Source organism: Arthrobacter sp. B3I4 (assembly GCF_030816855.1).
Taxonomy (GTDB): Bacteria; Actinomycetota; Actinomycetes; order Actinomycetales; family Micrococcaceae; genus Arthrobacter.
In genome coordinates, this window is sequence record NZ_JAUSYK010000001.1 from 3,477,621 (window position 1) to 3,500,377 (window position 22,757).

A 22,757-nucleotide genomic window follows, 5' to 3' on the forward strand; every position below is an offset into this window, starting at 1 on the left:
CCACAGAACCAGCAAACGACAGCTAAGCGATACCGGCCATGCTGAAACAAGTTGCCAGTACCCTTATCATTCTTTAGGGGACGCCATCCCGGCGTCGACCTAAAGGATGGGAAATACCGTGGACGTTACGCCCAGTGAGGTCACGACCGAGATGTTGAGCGGTCGCTACCGGCTGGGACGAGTCCTCGGCAGGGGCGGCATGGCCTCCGTGTACACGGCCCGGGACGAAAACCTGGGCCGTGACGTGGCCCTCAAGCTCTTCGCGCCGCAGTCAGCGGACGTCGACGAGCTCAAGCGCCAGCAGGCGGAGATCGAGCTTTTGGCCACGTTGAACCACCCGAGCCTGGTGACCCTGTTCGACGCCGGCACGGATACGCGAGTCCCGGAGGAGCCACGGCCCTTCCTGACCATGGAACTGGTGGAGGGCCAGGACCTCCGCAGCAGGATCCGTCACAGCCCGGTGCCCCTGGATGAACTCGCCGTGATCGGCGCCGGCCTGGCCGATGCCCTCGCCTACGTCCACTCCCTGGGGATCATCCATCGCGACATTAAGCCCGCCAATGTCCTGCTGGTTCATGCACGGCCCGGGGAACCGGTGAGGCCCAAACTGACTGATTTCGGTATTGCGCGGATCATTGACGGAACGCGCCTGACCGCCACCGGCACGATGGTGGGGACGGCAGCGTACCTCAGCCCGGAACAGGCCCGCGGCGCCGACATGGGCCCCGCGAGCGACATTTACTCCCTCGGCTTGGTGCTGCTGGAGTGCATCAAGGGTTCGGTGGAGTACCCGGGAAGCGCCGTTGAGTCGGCTGTGGCCCGCCTGCACCGCGCGCCGGTCGTTCCGGACAGCGTCCCGGCAGAGTGGGCGCAGCTGATCAGGGCCATGACCGCGCTGGACCCGTTCGAACGCCCCGCCGCGGCCGAACTGGAGGCAGCCCTTCGCCAGGCGCTGGTGTCCCCGGAGTCCCTCCCAGGCCCGCTGGTTGAGGAACGCACCCGTGTCCTGCCCGCTCCCCCGGCCCGTCCGCCGCGTGCCGTTGTTGATACAGCGCAGAACGCTGTGCCGCACACTGCATTGGCAGCAGGTTATGGCCCTGCCGAGGCGACCCGTGCCCAGCACGCGCTCACCCCGGACGTAGAACCGCGCCGTCGATCCCCCGGCCGCGCAGGGTCCTCCCGCAAGCCGACTGGTCTGCGTCACGCTCGCCGGCGCAGCAGGATCGCCGTGGTTCTGGCCGCGCTGGCGCTTCTGGCGGCAGCCGCCGTCGTCGTCTCCTTCGCGCTCCCGAGGCCAGCCGCCGTCGTCCCCTCCTACCCGGCCGTCAGCGGCGACGTGGGCGAACACCTGAAGCAGCTACAGAGGAGTGTGCAGCCATGAGCGGCGGCAACAAACGACGGTGGAATTCGGCGCTGGCGGGGTCCCTGCTGACAGCAGCCCTGGTTGCCGGCTCGCTCGCCAGCTGCGCCTCGGGTCCCGAGCTCGACGGAGTTGCCGCCCAACAGCTGCAGTCGCAAGTTCTGGCCGTCACTGAAGCGGCAGCCGCCGAGGACTCCGCCGGCGCGCTGAAACTGCTGGACGAACTGGTCGCGAAGCTGGACGCAGCAGCGGCGGACGGAAAGGTCTCGTTCAAGCGCCACCAAAGCATCAAGGCTTCCATCGACGCGGTTCGTGCTGATTTCACCGCCAAAATTGCTCAACAGCAGGCAGCCGCCAAGGCGGCCGCGGACCAAGCGGCCAAAGCAAAGCAAGAGGCAGAAGCCAAGGCGGCCGCGGAGCAGGCAGCGGCACAGCAGGCGGCCGCGGACCAGGCGGCGGCAGACCAGGCGGCGGCAGCTGCGGCCGCCGCCGCTGCTGCCGCAGCACAACAGGCCGCCGCCCCCGCACCTGATCCCTCCCCTGCCGAGCCTGGCCAGAAAGGCAGAGACAAGGGAAAGAACAAGGGCGGAGGCTAAAGCGCCCCGGACCGCTTAGGCGCCGGTAGCCGGGAAACGGTCCCAGGCCCGGTGCGCCGCCAGCAGCTCGATCAGCTGCGGGACGACGTCGTCGGGCCCCTCCCCCAGCGCAAGTCCGGCTGCGTCCTGCGCGATGCCAGCCGAGTCCAGGCAGGCCCCGGCAGCTGCCCACCCGCCGACCGCTTTTGAGTGCCGGAAGAGTTCCGTGAGGAGCAGCACCAGGCGGGGGTCGACGTCCGTGTCAGGCTGGCCCGCTTTCGCGTCCCGCCCGGCAGCAGCGTCGTTCGCCGGCGCTCCCGCGCCCGCCAGCAGCACGGCGTCGAACTCAACGGAGCGGGCGGTGAGGTAGGTGCGCTGCACCGGGATGCCGCCCTCTTCGCCGCCCAGGAACCCGCCGGCGGGGGCGATCACGAGCGGCACGATACCGGCGGCGTTCAACGCCTCCCGGGCTGCCTGCACCGCGGCCAGGTCGCTCTGCGCGTCCGCGACGATCCCGACGACCCGACCGGCTACCGGCCAGGTGCCGCCCAGCTGGGATACCGCGGGGCTGGGAGCTGCGGCGGCGGTTTCTTCGGTCGCCGCCGGCGCGGCCATGCCCAGTCCGGTAGCGACGGCTTCGCAGAGCGCGGAGTCGATGTTCGCCAGGGCCAGCAGCTGCCGTTCCCGGACCGCCTGTTCGCGGCACTTGCCCAGTTCGAAGGTGTACGCCTGGATGACGTGGTCCTGCTCGACCGGTGCGAGGCTGCGGAAAAAGAGGCCAGCCTGGCTGTAATGGTCATCGAAGGATGCGGGAGATTTCCGTTCCTTCACGGCGGCGGCGAGCTCTTCAGGCACCTCGATGAACGCACCGACGTCGGCGCCGGCGAGGAAGGGGCAGCCGCCGTCGAGGGAATTCGGCCGGTAGGGCGCAACGCCGCTGTGCACCGCGGTCTGGTGCATGCCGTCCCGCTGCATGTCATTGACCGGTGCGTGCGGCCGGTTGATCGGCAGCTGGCTGAAGTTGGGTCCGCCGAGCCGGCTGATCTGGGTGTCGATGTAGGAGAACAGCCGCACCTGCAGCAGCGGGTCATTTGTCACGTCGATGCCGGGAACGAGGTGGCCGGGGTGGAAGGCGACCTGTTCGGTCTCGGCGAAGTAGTTCACCGGGTTGGCGTTGAGGGTCATCACGCCGATCGGCTGCACCGGGGCCAGCTCTTCGGGAATGAACTTGGTGGGATCGAGCAGGTCGATCCCTTCAAAGAACTCCTCTTCGGTGTCCGGGAAGACCTGCACGCCCAGTTCCCACTCCGGGAACGCGCCTGCCTCGATGGCGTCCGCGAGGTCCCGCCGGTGGAAGTCGGGATCCATGCCGTTGATCAGCTGGGCTTCCTCCCAGACAAGCGAATGCACGCCCTGCTTGGGCTTCCAGTGGAACTTCACCAGGCTGGTCTTGCCTTCGGCGTTGACCAGCCGGAAGGTGTGGACGCCGAAACCTTCCATCGTGCGGTAGGAACGCGGAAGGGCACGGTCGGACATGTTCCACATGGTGTGCGCCTGGGCTTCGGTGTGCAGCGAGACGAAGTCCCAGAAGGTGTCGTGGGCGCTTTGGGCCTGCGGGATTTCTCGGTCCGGATGCGGTTTGGCGGCGTGGACAACGTCGGGAAACTTGATGCCGTCCTGAATGAAGAAGACCGGAATGTTGTTGCCCACCAGGTCGAAGGTGCCCTCGTCGGTGTAGAACTTCGTGGCGAAGCCGCGGGTGTCGCGGACCGTGTCCGCCGAGCCGCGGGAACCGAGCACGGTGGAAAAGCGCACGAACACCGGGGTCTCGACGTCCTTGGCCAGGAAACCTGCCCTGGTGATGTACGACGCCGTGCCGTAGGAGCGGAACACGCCGTGCGCCCCGGCGCCGCGGGCGTGGACTACACGCTCCGGGATGCGCTCATGGTCGAAGTGGGTGATCTTCTCGCGCAGGTGGTGGTCCTGGAGCAGCACCGGGCCGCGGCGGCCGGCCTTCAAGGAATGGTCGGTGTCGCTGAGCCGGAGTCCCTGGGCGGTTGTCAGGTACGGGCCGGACTGGGCCCGGGAGTGAACGGGCGCACCGGTGGGGGTGCCGGTCGGCGAGACGGCCTCCGGCCCTTGCTGGTCCGGCTTGGGCGGCAACGGTTCGCGCGGCGCTACGGGTTCCTTCACGGCCGGCGGCTCGACGGACACGGCGCCCGGAATCTTGATGTTGCTCTCTTCGCGCATGCAGTTACTCCTCGGGGTAGGCAGTCCCAGCACGGCCGGCAAGGTAGAAAATGACCCCGGGCCGAAACTAAGCTTACTTAGCACCCTAGGGGACGGTCGTCCCGCTGACAACGACCCGCGCCGGCTTTCGCTATCGGACGGATGCGGCTAGCTTGGTCAGTCTGGCCCTGTAAACGAGTGGCAGGCCCGGGGTCTGCCAACTGAAGGAGTGAAGGTACGCATGGCAACAGTCCAGGAATCCATCGACGTGAACGTCCCCCTAAGCCAGGCCTACAATCAGTGGACCCAGTTCGAGGACTTCCCGCAGTTCATGAGCGGGGTCGACGCCGTCCAGCAACTCAATGACACCACGGTCCACTTTCAGACCAGCGTCGGCGGGGTCAAACGTGAGTACGACGCCCGGATCAGCAGCCAGGATCCCGACCGGCAGGTTGCCTGGGAGAGCCTGGAGAGCCCCCGCAACGCCGGTACCGTGCGCTTCACCGAACTCGGACCGGCGTCCACCCGGGTCGACGTCGAGCTCAGCTGGGAACCCGACTCGGCCGCAGAGAAAGTCGGCGCAGCAGTGGGCCTCGACTCCCGGCAGGTGGCCGCGGACCTGCAGCGGTTCAAGAAATTCATCGAGGGCCGCGACTTCGAAACCGGCGCCTGGCGCGAGCGCGTCAGCAGCGGCGTCGACGGCGAAGCGTCATCCCGGCCGCTGCTGACGGACCCCGGCTATGACGTCGTCGGCCCCGGCGCGACGGCCAACACGGATCCCGACCTGGCCACCGAGCCGGCTTTCGACGGCGGCGAATCCGACGGCACCGCGTCAGCTGACCGGGACCGCCGGGCCTCCGACCGCTGACGCGAAGCCTTGTTTAACCGCCGAAGGGCGCACCGGGAGTTCCCGGTGCGCCCTTCGTGTTGCGCAGACTAGCCCAGCAGGGAGAGCACTTCGCCGAACTTGGCGGAGGGCCGCATGACGGCGGAGGCCTTGGCCTCGTCCGGGCGGTAGTAGCCGCCGAGGTCGACCGGGGAACCCTGGACGGCCAGCAGCTCGCCGACGATCGTTTCCTCGTTGGAGCTCAGCGCTTCCGAGACGGCCTTGAAAGCGGCGGCCAGGTCGGCGTCGTCGCTCTGGCGTGCCAGCTCGTCCGCCCAGAACTTGGCCAGGTAGAAGTGGCTGCCGCGGTTATCCAGCTGGCCGGCCTTGCGCTTCGGAGACTTGTCCTCCAGCAGGAAAGTGCCGGTGGCACGGTCCAGGGTGTCCGCGAGGATCTGCGAGCGGGCATTGCCGGTGGACGTGGCGAGGTGCTCAAAGCTCACTGCCAGCGCCAGGAACTCGCCCAGGCTGTCCCAGCGCAGGTGGTTCTCCTTGAGCAGCTGCTGAACGTGCTTCGGGGCCGAGCCGCCGGCGCCGGTCTCGAACAGGCCGCCGCCGTTGATCAGCGGAACGATCGAGAGCATCTTGGCGCTGGTGCCCAGTTCCAGGATCGGGAACAGGTCCGTGAGGTAGTCGCGGAGCACGTTGCCGGTGACGGAGATCGTGTCCTCGCCCTTGCGCAGGCGTGCCAGGGTGAAGGCGGTGGCCTCGTCCGGGGACAGAATCTCCAGCTGCAGGCCCTCGGTGTCGTGGTCCTTGAGGTACTCCTCCACCTTGGCGATCATGTTGGCGTCGTGGGCGCGGTCCTTGTCCAGCCAGAACACGGCCGGGGTTTCGGAGGCGCGGGCGCGGGTGACGGCGAGCTTGACCCAGTCGCGGATCGGCACGTCCTTGGTCTGGCAGGCGCGCCAGATGTCACCGGGGGCGACCTGGTGTTCGATCAGCACGGTGCCGGCGTCGTCAACGACCTGCACGGTGCCCGCCGACTGGATCTCGAACGTCTTGTCGTGGCTGCCGTATTCCTCGGCGGCCTGGGCCATCAGGCCGACGTTCGGGACGGTGCCCATGGTGGTCGGATCGAAGGCGCCGTTGGCGCGGCAGTCGTCGATGACGACCTGGTAGATGCCGGCGTAGCTGCTGTCCGGGAGCACGGCAAGGGTGTCGGCCTCCTGGCCGTCGCGGCCCCACATGTGGCCGGAGCTGCGGATCATCGCCGGCATCGAAGCGTCGACGATGACGTCGGAGGGTACGTGCAGGTTGGTGATGCCCTTGTCCGAGTCGACCATGGCCAGCTCGGGACCGTCGTTGAGGCCCTTCTGGATGGCAGCTTCGACGTCGCCGCGGATCTCCTCCGGGAGGTCCTCCAGCCCGTTGAGGATGGAGGCGAGGCCGTTGTTGGGGCTCAGCCCCGCCGCTGCAATCTGTTCGCCGTAGCTGGCGAAGAGGTCGGCGAAGTAGGCCTTGACGACGTGGCCGAAGATGATCGGGTCGGAAACCTTCATCATGGTGGCCTTCAGGTGTGCGGAGAAGAGCACACCGTCTTCCTTGGCCCGGGCAACCTGGGCCTTCAGGAACTCATCCAGCGCGGCGGCACGCATCACGGTGCCGTCAATGACCTCGCCGGCCAGCACCGGGAAGGCCCGCTTGAGGACCTTGACCGTGCCGTCTTCCTTGACCAGCTGGATCTTAAGGTTCGTGTCCGCCTCGATAACGACCGACTTCTCATTGGAGCGGAAATCGTCGGCGGTCATGTGCGCGACGTTGGTCTTGGACTCCGGGGTCCAGGCGCCCATGCTGTGCGGGTTCTGCCGGGCGTAGTTCTTTACCGAGAGGGGGGCGCGGCGGTCCGAGTTGCCCTCGCGGAGCACCGGGTTCACGGCCGAGCCCTTGATCTTGTCGTAACGGGAGCGGATGTCCGTTTCCTCGTCCGACGCCGGGTTGTCCGGGTAATCCGGCAGGGCGTAGCCCTGGCCCTGCAGCTCGGCGATGGCGGCCTTCAGCTGCGGCACGGATGCGCTGATGTTGGGCAGCTTGATGATGTTCGCTTCCGGCTTCTTCGCCAGCTCGCCCAGTTCGGCGAGCGCGTCACCGACGCGCTGTTCTTCGGTGAGGTAGTCGCCGAACACGGCGATGATGCGGCCGGCGAGCGAAATGTCGCGGGTCTCCACTTCCACACCGGCCGTCGACGCGAACGCTTCGACAATCGGCAAGAACGAATAGGTGGCCAGCATCGGCGCTTCGTCGGTGTGGGTATAGATAATCTTGGCCATTGCTTGGGCGTCTCCCTGAAAGTCTGCGGAAATCTTCGTTATCTCAACGGCTCTAACTTACCCGAGAGAGCCGCCGCGATGCCCATTGGAGTCGGGCGCCCGGGGCAATGCATCGCGGGAACCGGGTGTAATAGTGCGCAAATCTTGCGTGACAAATGTTGACAGATCGCTTTACGCATCAGTCATGCTCGCGTAGTTTCGTACCCATCACAGCGGTCCGCACCGGCGGGCCGCACCGCATCCCTCCCGGTTAGGACCTCCATGAGAACACCCCGAACTCTGGCCACCAGCCTCCTCAGCCTCTCGGCCGCGGCACTCCTGGCGGTCACCGCTGCCGGTTCCGCGACCGCCTCCCCGGCCAGTGCGCAGGGCAAAGGGGTTCCGGCGGTGGCAAGCCAGGCCGTCGACGGGGCCGGAGCCGCTGACTACTGGACCCCTGACCGAATGGCCTCGGCGATCCCCGGCGATGTGCTGGCGGACAAGGCGCTGGCCCGCGGCAACAAGTCACCGGCAGCAGCGGTGGAGAAGGGTGCCAGCACGCAGATCTCCGGCAAGGCTGCGAGGGGCAAGACCACGCTGCACGCCAGCGAGTCGCCTGTCGCCAACATCGGCAAGGTGTTCTTCACCATGGGCGGCAGCAACTACGTTTGCTCGGGCAACTCCGTGACCTCGACCAATAAGAGCACTGTCTCCACCGCAGGGCACTGCGTCAATGAAGGCCCCGGGGCGTTTGCCACTAACTTCGTCTTCGTCCCGGCCTACCTCAACGGCGCGGCGCCCTACGGCAAGTGGGCCGCCAAGGCGCTCTACACCACCACCCAGTGGAGCTCTGCCGGTGACATGCAGTATGACACCGGGTTCGCCGTCGTCTCCCCGCTGAACGGTCAGAACCTGTCCGACGTCGTCGGCGCTTCCGGCGTCCAGTTCAACGCCGCCCGCGGCCTGACCTACAAGTCCTACGGCTACCCGGCCGCGACCCCGTTCGACGGCCAGTCGCTGATCAGCTGCACGGGCCCGGCCTCCGATGACCCGAACAACCCCCAGTTCAACGCCCAGGGCATCCCCTGCGACATGACCGGCGGGTCCTCGGGCGGCCCCTGGTTCATCGGCACCAGCTCCGCCGGCTACCAGAACTCAATCAACAGCTACGGCTACGGCACCCGCTCCACCGTGATGTACGGGCCCTACTGGGGCTCGGTCATCCAGCAGGCTTACAGCACCGCCGCAGCTTCCTAAGACCTCACCCCCGAAAGAAACCGCACCCTAGGGAAAGGAACAACAGGGCAACGCGGGGCCAGCTGCCACCCACCCCCTCGACAGGGCGGCAACCGGCCCCGCGTTCCCGTGTCTCCGAGGAACCAGCCAGCAAGAAAATGGACATGCCCTCCCGAAAAGGGAGGGCATGTCCATTTGTGGCAGCAACCGCGGAGCGGGACCTAGTGGAAGAAGTGCCGGGCGCCGGTGAAGTACATGGTGATCCCGGCGGCGTTGGCCGCAGCGATGACTTCCTCGTCCCGGACGGAGCCGCCGGGCTGCACGACGGCGCGGACGCCGGCGTCGATCAGGATCTGCAGGCCGTCGGCGAACGGGAAGAACGCATCCGACGCCGCGACGGCGCCGCGGGCACGCTCGGGCGCGCCGGAGACGTCCGAAGCGTTCGAGGCACCGCCGGCGCCCTCGACGTCGGACTCCACGCTCACGCCCAGGGTGTTGGCCCGCTCCACGGCGAGCCGGCAGGAGTCGAGACGGTTAACCTGGCCCATGCCGATGCCGACGGCGGCACCGTCGGCGGCCAGCAGGATGGCGTTGGACTTGGCCGCCCGGCACGCGGTCCAGGCGAAGGCCAGGTCCGCCAGGGTGTCGGCGCCGGCAGCCTCCCCCGCGGCGAGGGTCCAGTTGGCGGGGTTGTCGCCCTCGGCGTCGACCTTGTCGGTGGCCTGCACCAGCATGCCGCCGGACACCTGGCGGAACTCGGTCGGGTACCGGCCGTAGCCCTCGGGCAGGGTCAGCAGGCGGATGTTCTTCTTCTTGGCCAGGATCTCCACCGCCTCGTCCTCGAAGCCGGGGGCGATGACGACCTCGGTGAAGATCCCCGCCACGGTCCGGGCCATGCCGGCGGTGACGGTGCGGTTGGCCGCGATCACGCCGCCAAAGGCGGAGACCGGGTCGCAGGCGTGGGCCTTGGCGTGCGCGTCCGCGATCGGGTCCGCGACGTCGGCGGACCCTACGGCAACCCCGCAGGGGTTGGCGTGCTTGATGATCGCGACGGCCGGCTCGGCGAAGTCGAAGGCGGCGCGCAGGGCGGCGTCGGCGTCGACGAAGTTGTTGTAGCTCATCGCCTTGCCGTGCAGCTGGTCGGCCTGCGCGATGCCGGCCGGGGCAGCCTTGTCCACGTAGAGGGCGGCCTGCTGGTGCGGGTTTTCGCCGTAGCGCAGCACCTCGGAGCGTTCCAGGGCCAGGCCGGCGTACGCGGGCCAGTCGATGACGCCGTCGCCGTCCTCGTCGAGGAACTGACTGGCGGTCCAGGTCGCCACCGCGGTGTCGTAGGAGGCGGTGTGCGCGAAGGCCTTGGCGGCCAGCCGGCGTCGGGTCTTCAGATCGAAGCCGCCCGAAGCGGCAGCCTGCACCACGGAGCCGTAGGAGGCCGGGTCCACCACGATCGCGACGGCGGCGTGGTTCTTCGCGGCCGAGCGCACCATCGCGGGGCCGCCGATGTCGATCTGCTCGACGACGTCGTCCTGCGCGGCGCCGGACTTCACCGTCTCCACGAACGGGTAGAGGTTCACCACGACGAGGTCGAACGGCTCGATGGCCATGTCCTCGAGGGTCTTCATGTGTGCCGGGACGCGGCGGTCGGCGAGGATGCCGCCGTGCACGCGCGGGTGGAGGGTCTTGACGCGGCCGTCCAGCATTTCCGGGGAACCGGTGACCTCCTCGACCTCCTGCACCGGGATCCCGGCGGCGGCGATCTTCTTGGCGGTGGAACCCGTGGAGACAATCTTTACGCCGGCTTCGTGCAGGCCCTGCGCGAGTTCCTCCAGACCGGTCTTGTCGTAAACCGAGATGAGTGCCCGGCGGATGGGAACCCGGTCGATGGATACACGTTCAAGCTGCGTAAAGCTCACAAAAGTCTCCGTCTTATATCGCGGCGCGGCCGCGGGTGGTGGGGATGCGGCCAGTTTATCGCGTCACGGCCGGGGAGGTTCCCGCGCGCCGGAGTGTGAAGCTTCCCCGCGGGCCGTGCCCGGCACGTAGGATTTTCCCAGGAGGCGGAAATGAATACGTACACCACTGTGCCCAGCGGCGAACAGGTGGTCCAGGAGCTGCCGTGGCGGTGGAAGGTCCAGGGCCGGATCTTCCTGATCGGCGGACTTGGCTTCATGTTCGACGCCTGGGACGTCACGCTCAACGGGATCCTGATCCCGCTGCTGTCCAAGCACTGGTCGCTGACCCCGGGTGACGCCGCCTGGATCGGCACCTCGAACCTGATCGGCATGGCGCTGGGTGCCTTTGTCTGGGGCACCATCGCGGACACGATCGGGCGCAAGAAGGCCTTTTCCGCCACCCTGCTGATCTTCTCCGTCTTCACCGTCCTCGGCGCCTTCTCCCCTGACTTCATCTGGTTCGTGGTGTTCCGGTTCCTGGCCGGCTTCGGCCTGGGCGGCTGCATCCCGGTGGATTACGCGCTGGTGGGTGAGTTCACGCCCCGCAAACACCGCGGCAGGGTTCTCACCGCGATGGACGGCTGGTGGCCGGTCGGCGCGGCGCTGTGCGGTTTCGTCTCGGCCGGACTCGTCGCGGCGTTCGCCGACTGGCGCTTGACCATGCTCATCATGGTGCTGCCGGCGCTGCTCGTGTTCTGGATCCGGCGCAGCGTTCCGGAGTCACCCCTGTTCCTGATCCGCAAGGGCCGACGCGAAGAAGCCGCGCGGGTGATCGACGGACTGGTGTCGGCCACCGGAGCGGAAGCCCGGGTCTACAGCCTGCCCGAACCGCAGGGGGCGCCCCGGCTGTCCGCCGGCAGCGCCTGGACCCAGCTCCCCGCGCTCTGGCAGTTCAACTGGAAGATCACGACGGCGGCGTGGGCTTTGTTCTTCAGCATCCTGCTGGTCTACTACCTGTCCCTGACCTGGATGCCGCGGATCCTGATCGGTGCGGGCTTCGCCGAGTACAAGGCCTTCCTCACGACGGCGTCGATGGCCGCTGTCGGGTTGCTTGGCGTAGTGGTCGCCGCGCTGCTGGTGGAACAGACCGGCCGCAAATGGATCCTTGCCATCACCGGTCCGCTGTCGGCGCTGACGCTGGTGATCGTCGCCGTCGTCGTGGACATCCCGACGGCGGCCGTGTTCTGGCTGCTGGTCTTCGGCTTTGTGGTGCAGGTAGCCATTCCGGTGCTGTACGCCTACGTCTCCGAGCTGTACCCGACCGAACTGCGCGGCTCGGGCTTCGGCTGGGCTTCGACCTTCTCCCGGCTCGGCGCCGGATTCGGCCCGCTGGTGTTCGCCGCGTTCCTGTGGCCCCAACTCGGGCTGGCGACGTCGTTTTCGCTGGCCGGCGGCCTGGTGCTGCTGTCCGTGCTGTGGATGGCCTTCTTCGCTCCGGAGACCAAGCAGCGCCGGCTCGAGTGACCCGGCCCGGAACACCCAGATGCCTATCACTTATGGCTGCTAAGAAGGCTTCCAAAGCGCCATAAGTGATAGGGCATCCGGGTTGAACGGGCTTACTGGATGCAGGTCACGTACACCGTGAGCGAGTTCGCCTTGGTCTGGGTCACCGACCACTCGGTGGTGCCGGACGGCTGGCTTGCCGTGATCTGGTTGCCGCCCGTGGTGTTGTAGGAGAAGCCTCCCCCTACCGCGACCTTGCCTGCCGGACAGGTCGCCTTGACGGTCAGCGCCGTCCCGCTGTTCGACGCCGTGCTCACGCTGGTGGACGCGGAGGCTCCGGTGTCACCCTTGTCGCCCTTCGGGCCCGCGGGGCCGGCCTCGCCCTGCGGTCCGGCAGCGCCGGTTGCGCCGGTGTCGCCCTTCTCGCCCTGAGGACCAGGCGCTCCGGCTTCGCCCTGGGCGCCCGTCGCTCCGGCGGCGCCGGTTGCGCCGGTGTCGCCCTTCTCGCCCTGTGCGCCGGTGGCACCGGTCGCTCCGGTCTCGCCGGTGGCGCCCTTCTCACCCTGTGCGCCTGTGGCACCGGTGGCGCCGGTGGCGCCCTTCTCACCTTGGTCGCCCTTGTCCCCCTTTTCACCCTGGGGGCCCTGGGGTCCCTCCGGGCCCTGCGCTCCGGCTTCGCCAGTGTCGCCCTTCTCACCCTGGGCGCCGGCTTCGCCAATGTCGCCCTTCTCCCCCTGGGGACCCTGTGCACCGGTGTCGCTCTTGTCGCCTTTCTCACCTTGGGCGCCGGTCGCGCCGGTCGCACCGGTGTCACCCTTGGCACCGGTGTCGCCCTTCGGGCCCTGGGCACCTTGGGGGCCTGCCGGGCCCTCGGCGCCCTGAAGGTTCCAGGAGATCGGGGTTTCCTTCTTCAAATCACACGTTTGTCCGGCCGCGAGGACACGGAGCTGGCCACCGTTGTTGACGTTGTAGCAGCCATTGATTGTGCCTGTTCCGGAGGTCGTCGAGACAGCATACGCCGCAGTAGCGGCACCCGTCCCGAGTACGAGTGCCGCGGTAAGGCCGAGAACTTTTGAGCTGGTTTTTGCAGAGCTGAACTGAAACAAGAGGAACCCCCAGAGACGCAAGAGACGAATGTGACTGCGTCAGACTATGGGCTCCAATCAGGCCAAAACCGGCCCAGAGATACTCGACTTTCCTTCGACGCCACCCGTCTTTTCCGAGGTGTACTCACTTTCCCTCGGTCCACTACTTGCTTGCCTGTTTTAGGTAGCCGGGGCCGCGGCGAGGGCGGCCAGGGTGGAAACCAGCAGACGCCGTTCCACGGCCTTGATCCGTTCATGCAGGGTTTCCTCGGTGTCGCCATCCTCAACGGCCACCGCTTCCTGCGCGATGATCGGGCCGGTGTCCACGCCGGCGTCGGCCCAGTGAACGGTGCACCCGGTGACCTTCACTCCGTAGGCCAGTGCATCCCGGACGCCGTGTGCGCCCGGGAAGGCGGGCAGCAGCGCAGGATGCGTGTTCAGGTACTTGCCGCCGAACGCGTCAATGAAGTCCGCGCTGACAATGCGCATGAACCCGGAGGACACGACGACGTCGGGCCGGTACGCAGCGACGGCGTCGGCCAGCGCCGAATTCCAGGCAGCACGGTCTGGGTACGCCTTGAAGTCCACCACGAACGTCGGGATTCCGGCTGCCAACGAGCGCTCGACCCCGTACGTTCCGGGTCGGTCCGCACCGACGGCGGCAAGTTCGACATCCAGTTCCCCGCTCTTAACCGCGTCGATGACGGCCTGGAGGTTGGAGCCGGTACCGGAAACGAGGACCACGATGCGCATTGCCCTAGCCTAAGGGGCCGCTCGCGTAGGCTGGAAACCATGAGTTCCCCCCAGGACCCCGCCGGAAGCTCGCGCAACCAGAACCCGCAACGCGAGAATCCGCGGAGCGAGGCGGCCAAGGCGTCGCTGCTCAAGACCCACAATCTGTTCCGCGCCTTCATAGTGGCCGTACTCGGGGCATTCTTCGTGTTCCAGCTCGACGTCAACTACCTGTGGCTCGCCGCGATCCTGACCGCCGCCGGCGTCGTGTTCGGCGTCGTCCTGCTGGTCCGCGCCGTGCGGCTCCGGGAATCCCGGCTGGTGCTCTTCGGCACCATCTCCGGCCTGGTGGTCTCCGCAGTGATGGTGTTGATGATTGCGGTCTCGGCGGCGTTCTTCAACCAGATCCGCGACTACCAGCAATGCGCCCGCCACGCCCTGACGGAGCAGGCCGCCTCGGTCTGCCGCACCGAGCTGGAGAAGTCGATGCCCGCGCAGCTGCGCTAGCAGTCAAAGGCAGCTACGCCCATGGTCCGCCAACGGGCTTAGTCGGATCCGGCGGCCAGCTCCAGGTCTGCTTCCTGGAGTTTCTGGCGGCGTTCCAGCCACGGCCCGGCGGCGTAGCCAATGACGACGCCGATTGCGGTCTCCACTGAGATGAACAGCGCCGTCATCAGCGGGTCCGGCCCGATGTCCGTGAGCCGCCCGATCCCGGCGGACCCGCGCGCCAGCCACGCAAGACCGGCGGCAAGCAGACCCGCCATGGCGCCGACCAGAACAGCCAGGACCAGGGTGGAGACGGCCGCGGTGAACCATCGGGCCTTGATCTTGATCGAGAGCCACTCGTCGAAATGGTTTTCCCCCTCGCGCAGGAACCACCAGCCGGCGAGGGCGCCGGCGAGCGCCGGTACCACCAGCGCCACGAAGCCGTAGTCCAGGGCGCCGGACGGCAGTGCGGCGAACACCGGAATGGAGGGCAGCGGCCCGACGGCGGTGCCCAGCGCACCGGCCTGGGAGCCGGCACCGAGCGCGAACCCAGGCCCGGAGGTCCAGGCGAGGGCGAAGATGACGAGGTTGGGCAGGTAGCCCAGTTGCGCGATGGTGAGCGCCGCACCGCCCACCGGTCCGGCGTCGAGCGCTTCGTAGACGGCGATGACCAGGTTCCAGTGGATGAGCAGGTCCACCGCGAGCAACGCGGCGGTCATGGCGAGGCTGGCCATGACCGCAACGAAGCCTGCCTTGACCGCTGATCCAAGGTAGGAGCCGGCCCAGCGGGAATGCTGGCTGGTGCGCGAGAGCCAGGCCACGGCGTCGACGCCGATCAGTCGGCTCCAGGACCCCGCCTCGCGCCGGGCGCCGATCACCATACCCAGGGCGAAGGGAATCAGCGGAACGATCGAGGCGTACCAGAGGCTGACGCCCACCTCTGAGGTGCGGCAAAGGAAGCCCGTGGCAAACCCGAAGGCGGCATACATCAGCCAGGAGCCTAGGAGTGCCTGCCAGAGCTGGTCGGTGTAGGACGCCCGGGCCAGCCGCCGGCCGGCCCGCCAGGCGAGCAGGAACGGAATCAGGGTGAGCCCCAACGGGATCAGCGACAAGGTGCCGGAGTCCGGCCCGGCCGCCGCTCCGCCCTCGACCCCCTCCAGGAGCAGGGGCACGCCGTGGACCAACAGCCAGGCCTGGCCGGCCAGCCGGGCAAGAAATTCGAAGCCGCTTTGGCTGAAACCGGCTGTTGCCCAGACCGCGACGATGGGCGCAATCACGGCGAGCGCGGAGATGATGGCCGCCTGCGCGGACTCGAGCGCCCCCTGCAGCCACAAAGGCATCGGAAGGCCACGGTCCCCGGTCTGATCAGCGCGCAGTTTCATCGTGATCCATCGTGCCACGCGTACGCCGTCGTGCCCGGTTCCGACAGGCGTCCTCCCCCGGATTTCGGCGCTTTTTCCAGTGCCCCGCCGTAAAATTAAGTGTCCGCAATCAGTGGTTGGAGGCAGAAAATGACTACCGCATCCCCACATGCACACGGCGTACATTTCGGACGCACGGATGTCCAGAACGTCGGCATGGGTGTGGGTATCGTCCTTATGGTCGTGGGTGTCCTGGGGTTCATTCCCGGCATCACCACGCAGTACAGCGAATTGAGGTTCCTGGGACCGGATTCCCGGGCCATGTTCCTGGGCCTGTTTCAGGTGTCCATGCTGCTGAACATCGTTCAGCTCGCGATCGGTGCCACGGGCTTCACCATGGCACGGAACCAAATGGGCGCCCGGAACTTCCTGATGGGTTTTGGCCTGCTGTACATCGTCCTCAGCGTTTACGCGCTCATCGTCGGCGCGGGGTCGGCGGCCAATTTCCTCTCGTTCAACGCCACAGACAGCTGGACCCTGCTGGTGGTGGGCGTCGCAATGATTGGCGCCGGCTGGCTGCTTTCGAGGCATCTGGCCGATGACGCACAAACCCGGTAAAGGCACACCGGGAAAGGGAGCCGCGAATGAGGGACGATTCATAGCAATCTAACAATTCGTACTACCTGCTGGTGCGGGCGCCGGGCACTTTTCTCGGACTCCGCACCAGCTTTTTTCTTTCCACCCGACTCTGGACTTATTCGACGGCGGCACCCCAGACTGGCCTCACGCTCACCTGGTAGACCCGACGGAAAGGTTTTCCATGCCTGACTTTTCAGCTTTGATCCCGGTCGCCGCCGTTGTCGCCGGGGTGCTCGTCGTCGTCGTGCTGGTCTGGGTGGCGGTGAAGCTGATGTGGAAGGTGGCCGAGCCGAACGAGGCGCTCATCATCTCCGGCCTGACCCGCGGGACCCTGGAGACCCGAGACGGCATGGACTTCAAGATCGTCACCGGAAAAGGCGCGCTGGTGTTCCCCGGCCTGCAGACCGTGCGCACGCTCTCACTGACCCTCAACGAGACCGAACTGAAGGTCTCCTGCGTGACGTCCCAGGGTATCCAGGTCATCGTCGAAGGGGTGGTGATTTACAAGATCGGGGACGCGCCGCCCTTCATTGCGAACGCCGCCCGCCGGTTCCTCGGGCAGCAGCCCAAGATGCAGAGCCAGGTCTACAACGTCTTCGAGGGGCACCTGCGCTCCATCATCGGCAGCATGACTGTCGAGGAAATCATCCGCGAGCGCGACAAGCTCGGCTCGCAGGTCCGCAGCGCCAGCGGTGTGGAGATGGAAAAGCTTGGCCTGGTAGTCGACTCGCTGCAGATCAAGGACCTGCAGGACCCCACCGGCTACATCCAGAACATCGCCAAGCCGCACATCGCCCAGGTGAAGATGGAAGCCCGGATCGCCGAGGCGACCCGGAACCGGGAAGCAGCCGAACGGGAGGCGGAGGCAGCGGCGCAGATCGCCGACGCACAGAGCCTGTCGGCGATCAAACAGTCCGAGGCGCAGGCCAACGCGGAGCGGGCACGGGCCAACGCCGCCCAGGCTGGCCCGTTGGCCGAAGCCACCGCCCGGCAGCAGGTGGTGGTGCAGGAGACCGAGGTGGCCAAGCTGGAGGCGGACCGCGAGGAGCAGAAGCTCCAGACGACGATCCGCAAGCCGGCCGATGCCAAGGCGTATGCCAAGCGCACCGAGGCCGAGGGCCAGAAGTCTGCGGACATCAGCGCCGCTGAGGCCCTGGCCCGCCGCACCGAACTCGAGGCACAGGCCAACGCCCGGCGGACCGAGCTGCAGGCGCAGGCGAACGCCACGGCGGCCGCAGCCGCTGCCGGGGCCACCCGGGTCACAGGTGAGGCGGAGGCGGCCGCGACAAAGGCCCGCGGTGATGCGACGGCGTCCTCGATCAAAGCCAAGGCGCTGGCCGAGGCCGAGGGCATCAAGGCCCGCGGCGAGGCCCTGGGCACCAACCAGGACGCGGTCATCTCGCAGCAGCTGGCGGAAAACATGCCCGGCATCGTCGCCGCGGCTGCCGAGCCGTTTGCGCACGTCGGCCAGCTCACGGTTCTGAACGGCGGCGAGGGCCTCAACCGAATGGTCGGCGGCATCCTCGCCCAGGTCGGGGATTACCTGCCGGCGCTCCGGACGGCGCTAAAGGATGGTCGACAGAACGGCCGGACCGATGGCCGGACTGATGGCCGGACCGGTGCGGCCGCCGCGAAGCAGCCGCTGAAAGGTCCGGATGCCTAGGAACGTCGACCGGAGCTTGACCGGCAAGATCGGTCGGGTCACGGGGCGGGTGGCGCCTGGCACGATCGGTGAGGTGATGCTGCCGTTCCGCGGTGGGACCAGCGCCTTCCACGCCCACCCCTTCGACAAGGAAAGCGTCTACGCCGTCGGCGACGAGGTGCTGGTGATTTACTACGAACCGCCGCAGACGGTTTTCGTCGACGAACTACCCGACGTGCTGCGCCGGAACACCGGCCGCTAGGAGCGCGACGGCGGCCGCTAGGAGCGCGACGGCGGCGGCTGCCCTCCTGGTATCAGCGGCGACGGTCACCGCACGCGCGACGACACCGCACCCAAATGCACCCGGTGCTGTGATTTGCATCTCATGGCCTTATGATGCTTGAAGTTTATTGACCACCGCCCTGCTGGTGGAATCGAATAATGGAGCCCGGGGGCTGGCATCGACGTGGAACAAGGATTGGCGGAGACACTGCTGGCGCAGGGTCCTGATGCGTTGTTGCTGCTGACCACTGACGGGGTCATTTCCTTTCTCAATCCGGCCGCGGAGCGGTTGTTCGGGTACACCAGGGAGCAACTCGTCGGCGTCCCGCACAGCCGCCTCCTGGTCGAGGACGAGCGCGGCGGCTTCCTCCGTGTCCTCAGCCGCCTCGGCCGCGCCGGAACCTATGGAACCAACCCCTTCCCCGCCGTCGGGCTGCACCGCAACGGCGGGGAGATCCAGCTGGAGCTGACCTGCTCGCTGGTCACCACGGGGACGGAAACGTCGATGGCTGTGGCGGTGCGCAACGTCGCCCACCGCCAGGACCACGACGCCGGGCGCCGGCAGGCGCTCTCGCTGCTGGATGCCACGCTGGAGACGACAGCGGACGGCATCCTCGTGGTCTCCAACACCGGCCAGGTCACCAGTGTGAACGAACAATACCTGCGGCTCTGGGGTATGCCCCGCGAAATTTTGGCCGAGGACGACGCTTACGCCGTGGTTAAGTTCATCGCACCGCAGCTGAACAACCCGGACGCCTTCAAGGCCAGGGTCGCCGAGCTTTACGCGAACCATGAACTGCACAGCCACGACGTGCTCGAGTTCCGGGACGGCCGGACGGTGGAGCTGTATTCGCGTCCACAGAAGGTCGCCGATGAAGTGGTGGGCCGGATCTGGAACTTCCGCGACGTCACTTCCCGCACCACCGCCGAAGACCAGGCCCGGCGCGCCCTCGAGGAATTGGCCCAGCAGACGGACAAGCTCAAGGCGCTCGCATTCCAGGACCCGCTGACCGGGCTGGCCAACCGGATGCTGTTCAACGAACGCGCCACCGCGGCACTGGGCTCCCGCGGCTCGGTGGCGGTGCTGTTGCTGGATCTGGACGACTTCAAGGAAGTCAACGACATCCTCGGCCACCACGCCGGAGACCAGATGCTGGTGGAGATTTCCCGCCGCCTGCAGAACTGCGTCGGCCCGCACGGCACCGTGGCACGGCTGGGCGGCGACGAATTTGTCGTCCTGCTGGAAGGCTGCCAGGACTCCGACGCGGTGGCGCAACGGATCGTGAGCACGCTGAACGCACCGGTCTCCATCGAGGGCACGCTGATGCGGCCGGGCCTGAGCCTGGGCGTTGCCACCCGCGGCACGGACGGCATGTCCTCCTCCGAACTGCTGCGGCAGGCGGACGTGGCGATGTACGCGGCCAAAGAGGCGGGCAAGAACTGCTACGTCCACTTCCAGCCCGAGATGCTGGCCTCGCTGCTGGAACGTACCCAGCTGACTGCGGGGCTGCGCCGCGCCGTCGAACTCGGCCAAATCAAAGTCTTCTACCAGCCCGTCGTCTCGACGAACCGGCGCGAAGTGGTCCAGTTCGAGGCGCTGGCACGCTGGGAACGCGACGGCGTGATGATGGCGCCGGACACCTTCATCCAGACGGCGGAGCGCAGCGGCCTGATCCGGGACATCGGTGCCGAGGTTCTTCGGCAGAGTTGTGCCGAGCTGCAGCCCTGGCTGGCCGAGGATCCGGGCCGGACGCTGGCCGTGAACGTCTCCGGTGTGCAGCTGCAACACAAGGACTTCGCCGAGCGGGTGCTGGACATCGCGGCGTGGAGCCGGGTAGACCCCCACCAGCTGGTCATCGAGGTGACGGAGAGCGTGTTCTTCGACGCCGCCTGCCACGTGATCCAGCAGCTGATCACCCTGCGCACGGCGGGGATCCGGGTGGCGTTGGACGACTTCGGTACGGGCTATTCGTCGCTGGGCCGGCTTCAGGAACTGCCGGTGGATGCGGTGAAGATCGACAAGTCGTTTGTCTCGATGCTGCGTACCGGCGAGGAACGGCTCCCCATCCTGACCTCCATGATCCATATGGCCCACAGCCTGGGTCTGCGGGTCACGGCGGAGGGCATCGAAACCCCTGCCCAGGCCCGGTATCTGATGGAGCACGAGTGCGATGCGCTCCAGGGCTACTTCTTCTCCCGGCCGGTGCCGGAGCTGCGCCGGGCGGCGGCCATGGCGCAGTCGGCGGCGGCGATCGAGGCGCTGCAGGAGCCGGCCGGCGCACTCTGAGCCGCGCACTGTCCGGGTGCCCGGACGACACATTCGCGTGCTTTCACGGTTCGGGCCGAAAGCTGCGGGGCGCGGAGCCGGGAACACATAGAATTGGGCCGATATTCACAGATTCGTCGCTTTGGGGGAAGTACACATGATGGACGCAGCGTTCGCACAGACAGTGCTGGAGCACAGCCCGGACGCGCTGTTGCTGCTGGCCCCCGACGGCTCTATCACTTTCCTGAATTCCGCCGCCGAGCAGCTCTTCGGCTACTCCCGGACGCAGCTGCTGGGAGCCGACTACAGCCTGCTGCTGGCCGAGGCCTCCCGGGGAGACTTCCACGCCTTCCTCGCCGGCCTCTCCACGAATTCGTCGGAGGCAACGGCTGGGACCCGGATGCCCTTTGCCGGCGCTGGGCGCCGCGGCGACGCGTCCGTTTTTCCGCTGGAAATCACCTGCGCCGCGCTTCCTCCTTCTGCAGGGACGGCCGGCGACGGCGGCGCTGTCGCCCTCTCCGTCCGCCCCGCCGCCTCTTCACCCCTGGCGGGGGCCGCCGGCGGTGCTTTCCCAGGTCGTGAGCACGACGGCGGCACGTCGGCTGGCGGCACGTCGGCTGGCGGAGGTTCGGCCAACGGGGGTCCGGCCAACGGGGGTCCGGCCGGCTCGTCGACAGGCGGTGCGGGCGACCTGGCTGTCAACCCGTCGGCCGGCGGCGGCCTGGCCGGCGGCGCTCCGGCCGGCGCCGTTTGGGCCGCAGCGTCCCGTGCCGCTTCGGCGGCAGCCGCAGCCCGCCGTCGTACGTTCGGCCCGCTTGAGTCCCTACTGATCCCAAGCACCACCGGCCTCCTCCCCCGGCTGACGCCCGTGGAGCAGGATGACCAGCTCAAGGCCGCCGTACTGCGGGACACGCTGACCGGCCTGCCCAACGGCACTCTGTTCAACGAACGCCTGGCCGCGGCCCTGCGCCGGCCTGACCCGTTGGACGTGCTGCTGCTGAATGTGGACGACTTCAAGAGCTACAACGACATGCTGGGTCGCTCCGCCGCGGATGAACTGCTGGTGGAGGTGGCCAGCCGGCTGCGCAACTGCGTACGGCCGCACGACACCGTGGCGAGGCTCGGCGGTGACGAATTTGCGATTCTGCTGACCGAATGCCTCAACGTCGGGGCGGTGGCGAAGCGGATCTCCGAGTCCCTGTACACGCCCGCCCGGGTGGGAGGCTCCGTGGTGCGGCCGGCGGTCAGCATGGGCCTGGCGTCCCGGACGGCGCAGATGCACGACGGCGCGGAACTGCTCCGCCAGGCGGACTCCGCGTTGGCGGCGGCCAAGGCTGCGGGGAAGAACACCTGGCTGCAGTTCCGGCCGGAAATGCTCGCCACCGCCGCGCAGAAGGAGCAGGGCGAGACCGGGCTGCGGCAGGCCGTGGAGCTGGGCCAGATCTCGGTGCACTACCAGCCGGTGGTGTCCCCCGGGCTCGGCGCCGTCGTGCAGTTCGAGGCGTTTGCCCGCTGGGAGCGGCACGGCAGGCTGGTGCCGCCCAACCAGTTCCTGCCCGTGGCCGAACAAAGCGGCCTGATCCGTGAGATCGGCGACGAGGTTCTGCGCCGAGCCTGCGCCGAAATCCGCCCCTGGCTGGCCGGCGACGCCGCCTACAGCGTGGCCGTCAACGTCTCCGGCCTGCAGTTCCAGCACCGCGAATTCGCCACCGACGTGCTGGACATTCTCGTCTCCACCGGGGTGCACCCGCGTCAGCTCATGCTCGAACTGACCGAGAGCGTGTTCTTCGACGCCGGTTCCGACGTGCTTCGCCAGCTCCGGCAGTTGCGCCAGGCCGGGGTCCGGATCGCGATGGACGACTTCGGCACCGGGTATTCGACGTTGGGCCGGCTCAAGGAGCTGCCGCTGGACAAGGTCAAGATCGACCGGTCCTTCGTGGCGATGATCAAGACCGGCAAGGAACACCTGCCGTTCTTCCGCACCATGATCAACACCGCGCAGGAACTGGGGCTGAAGGTCACGGCGGAAGGCATCGAGACGCCCGTCCAGGCCAAGTACCTGATGGATCTGGGCTGCGATTCACTGCAGGGCTACCTGTTCGCCAAGCCGGCCCCGGCCAGCGACCTGGCGGGCACGATGGAAAGCGCCCTCACCGCTATCGACAAGGTCGAAGCCCCGGGGTAACCGGCACCGACGTTGGGTCGCCCGGCCGACGATCCTGCCCAGTTACTCCAGCCGGCACACCGTTCCGCACCCGGTCGACCGCGGATTCGCAGGGCCCGGGGCCAGTGCCCATCCTAGTAACTGGGCAGGAACGTCAGCTCCGGCCCGAACGG

The 22,757-nt window shown here is 67.5% G+C and carries 17 protein-coding genes; 11 read left to right on the plus strand and 6 right to left on the minus strand.

Annotated features, from left to right (window positions below):
* The first annotated feature begins 151 nt into the window (after positions 1-151).
* Positions 152-1,381 carry a serine/threonine-protein kinase gene (locus QFZ61_RS16335; protein WP_373427212.1) on the plus strand — a complete coding sequence of 410 codons (1,230 nt, stop codon included), beginning with the start codon at positions 152-154 and terminating at the stop codon, positions 1,379-1,381.
* Positions 1,378-1,956, plus strand: coding sequence for a mucin-associated surface protein (locus QFZ61_RS16340; protein ID WP_307037794.1), 579 nt, complete (start codon positions 1,378-1,380; stop codon positions 1,954-1,956). The genes QFZ61_RS16335 and QFZ61_RS16340 overlap by 4 nt, the downstream gene beginning before the upstream one ends.
* Before the next feature lie 15 nt (positions 1,957-1,971).
* Here the strand turns inward: QFZ61_RS16340 and QFZ61_RS16345 are convergent, their stop codons facing one another.
* Positions 1,972-4,185, minus strand: coding sequence for a catalase (locus QFZ61_RS16345; RefSeq protein WP_307037796.1), 2,214 nt, complete (start codon positions 4,183-4,185; stop codon positions 1,972-1,974).
* A gap of 220 nt (positions 4,186-4,405) precedes the next feature.
* Here QFZ61_RS16345 and QFZ61_RS16350 point away from each other — a divergent pair, with 220 nt between their 5' ends.
* Positions 4,406-5,032, plus strand: coding sequence for an SRPBCC family protein (locus tag QFZ61_RS16350; RefSeq protein WP_307037798.1), 627 nt, complete (start codon positions 4,406-4,408; stop codon positions 5,030-5,032).
* Between the two features lie 68 nt (positions 5,033-5,100).
* Here QFZ61_RS16350 and QFZ61_RS16355 read toward each other — a convergent pair whose 3' ends face one another.
* Positions 5,101-7,320, minus strand: coding sequence for an NADP-dependent isocitrate dehydrogenase (locus QFZ61_RS16355; protein ID WP_307037800.1), 2,220 nt, complete (start codon positions 7,318-7,320; stop codon positions 5,101-5,103).
* Positions 7,321-7,581: 261 nt separating this feature from the next.
* On the opposite strand from QFZ61_RS16355, the gene QFZ61_RS16360 reads away from it, so the two are divergent.
* On the plus strand, positions 7,582-8,556 hold the full coding sequence (locus QFZ61_RS16360; protein ID WP_307037801.1) for a serine protease: 975 nt from the start codon (positions 7,582-7,584) through the stop codon (positions 8,554-8,556).
* A 200-nt stretch (positions 8,557-8,756) separates the two neighbouring features.
* Here QFZ61_RS16360 and purH read toward each other — a convergent pair whose 3' ends face one another.
* A complete protein-coding gene (gene purH, locus QFZ61_RS16365) occupies positions 8,757-10,445 on the minus strand; it encodes a bifunctional phosphoribosylaminoimidazolecarboxamide formyltransferase/IMP cyclohydrolase (RefSeq protein ID WP_307037803.1) in 1,689 nt (562 codons plus the stop codon).
* 150 nt (positions 10,446-10,595) lie between these two features.
* On the opposite strand from purH, the gene QFZ61_RS16370 reads away from it, so the two are divergent.
* Complete coding sequence (locus tag QFZ61_RS16370) at positions 10,596-11,948, plus strand: MFS transporter (RefSeq protein WP_307037805.1); 1,353 nt, start codon at positions 10,596-10,598, stop codon at positions 11,946-11,948.
* Between the two features lie 92 nt (positions 11,949-12,040).
* Here the strand turns inward: QFZ61_RS16370 and QFZ61_RS16375 are convergent, their stop codons facing one another.
* Positions 12,041-12,841: a hypothetical protein gene (locus QFZ61_RS16375; RefSeq protein WP_307037807.1), complete on the minus strand. Its 801-nt coding sequence runs from the start codon at positions 12,839-12,841 to the stop codon at positions 12,041-12,043.
* A gap of 351 nt (positions 12,842-13,192) precedes the next feature.
* Positions 13,193-13,765 carry a phosphoribosylglycinamide formyltransferase gene (gene purN / locus QFZ61_RS16380; protein WP_307037809.1) on the minus strand — a complete coding sequence of 191 codons (573 nt, stop codon included), beginning with the start codon at positions 13,763-13,765 and terminating at the stop codon, positions 13,193-13,195.
* Positions 13,766-13,804: 39 nt separating this feature from the next.
* Between purN and QFZ61_RS16385 the strand changes: the two genes are divergently transcribed.
* Positions 13,805-14,251, plus strand: coding sequence for a hypothetical protein (locus QFZ61_RS16385; protein ID WP_307037810.1), 447 nt, complete (start codon positions 13,805-13,807; stop codon positions 14,249-14,251).
* A gap of 38 nt (positions 14,252-14,289) precedes the next feature.
* Here the strand turns inward: QFZ61_RS16385 and QFZ61_RS16390 are convergent, their stop codons facing one another.
* Positions 14,290-15,612, minus strand: a complete 1,323-nt coding sequence (locus QFZ61_RS16390; RefSeq protein ID WP_307037812.1) for a DUF6350 family protein — start codon at positions 15,610-15,612, stop codon at positions 14,290-14,292.
* Positions 15,613-15,741: 129 nt separating this feature from the next.
* Here QFZ61_RS16390 and QFZ61_RS16395 point away from each other — a divergent pair, with 129 nt between their 5' ends.
* The 5 genes from QFZ61_RS16395 to QFZ61_RS16415 all read left to right on the plus strand — a co-directional run bounded on the left by QFZ61_RS16395 (position 15,742) and on the right by QFZ61_RS16415 (position 22,605).
* Positions 15,742-16,209 carry a DUF4383 domain-containing protein gene (locus tag QFZ61_RS16395; RefSeq protein WP_307037814.1) on the plus strand — a complete coding sequence of 156 codons (468 nt, stop codon included), beginning with the start codon at positions 15,742-15,744 and terminating at the stop codon, positions 16,207-16,209.
* A 202-nt stretch (positions 16,210-16,411) separates the two neighbouring features.
* Positions 16,412-17,893, plus strand: a complete 1,482-nt coding sequence (locus tag QFZ61_RS16400; RefSeq protein WP_307037816.1) for a flotillin family protein — start codon at positions 16,412-16,414, stop codon at positions 17,891-17,893.
* Positions 17,886-18,134 carry a hypothetical protein gene (locus QFZ61_RS16405; protein WP_307037818.1) on the plus strand — a complete coding sequence of 83 codons (249 nt, stop codon included), beginning with the start codon at positions 17,886-17,888 and terminating at the stop codon, positions 18,132-18,134. The genes QFZ61_RS16400 and QFZ61_RS16405 overlap by 8 nt, the downstream gene beginning before the upstream one ends.
* A gap of 216 nt (positions 18,135-18,350) precedes the next feature.
* Complete coding sequence (locus QFZ61_RS16410; protein WP_307037819.1) at positions 18,351-20,441, plus strand: bifunctional diguanylate cyclase/phosphodiesterase; 2,091 nt, start codon at positions 18,351-18,353, stop codon at positions 20,439-20,441.
* Between the two features lie 136 nt (positions 20,442-20,577).
* Positions 20,578-22,605, plus strand: a complete 2,028-nt coding sequence (locus QFZ61_RS16415; protein ID WP_307037821.1) for a sensor domain-containing phosphodiesterase — start codon at positions 20,578-20,580, stop codon at positions 22,603-22,605.
* Positions 22,606-22,757: the final 152 nt, after the last annotated feature.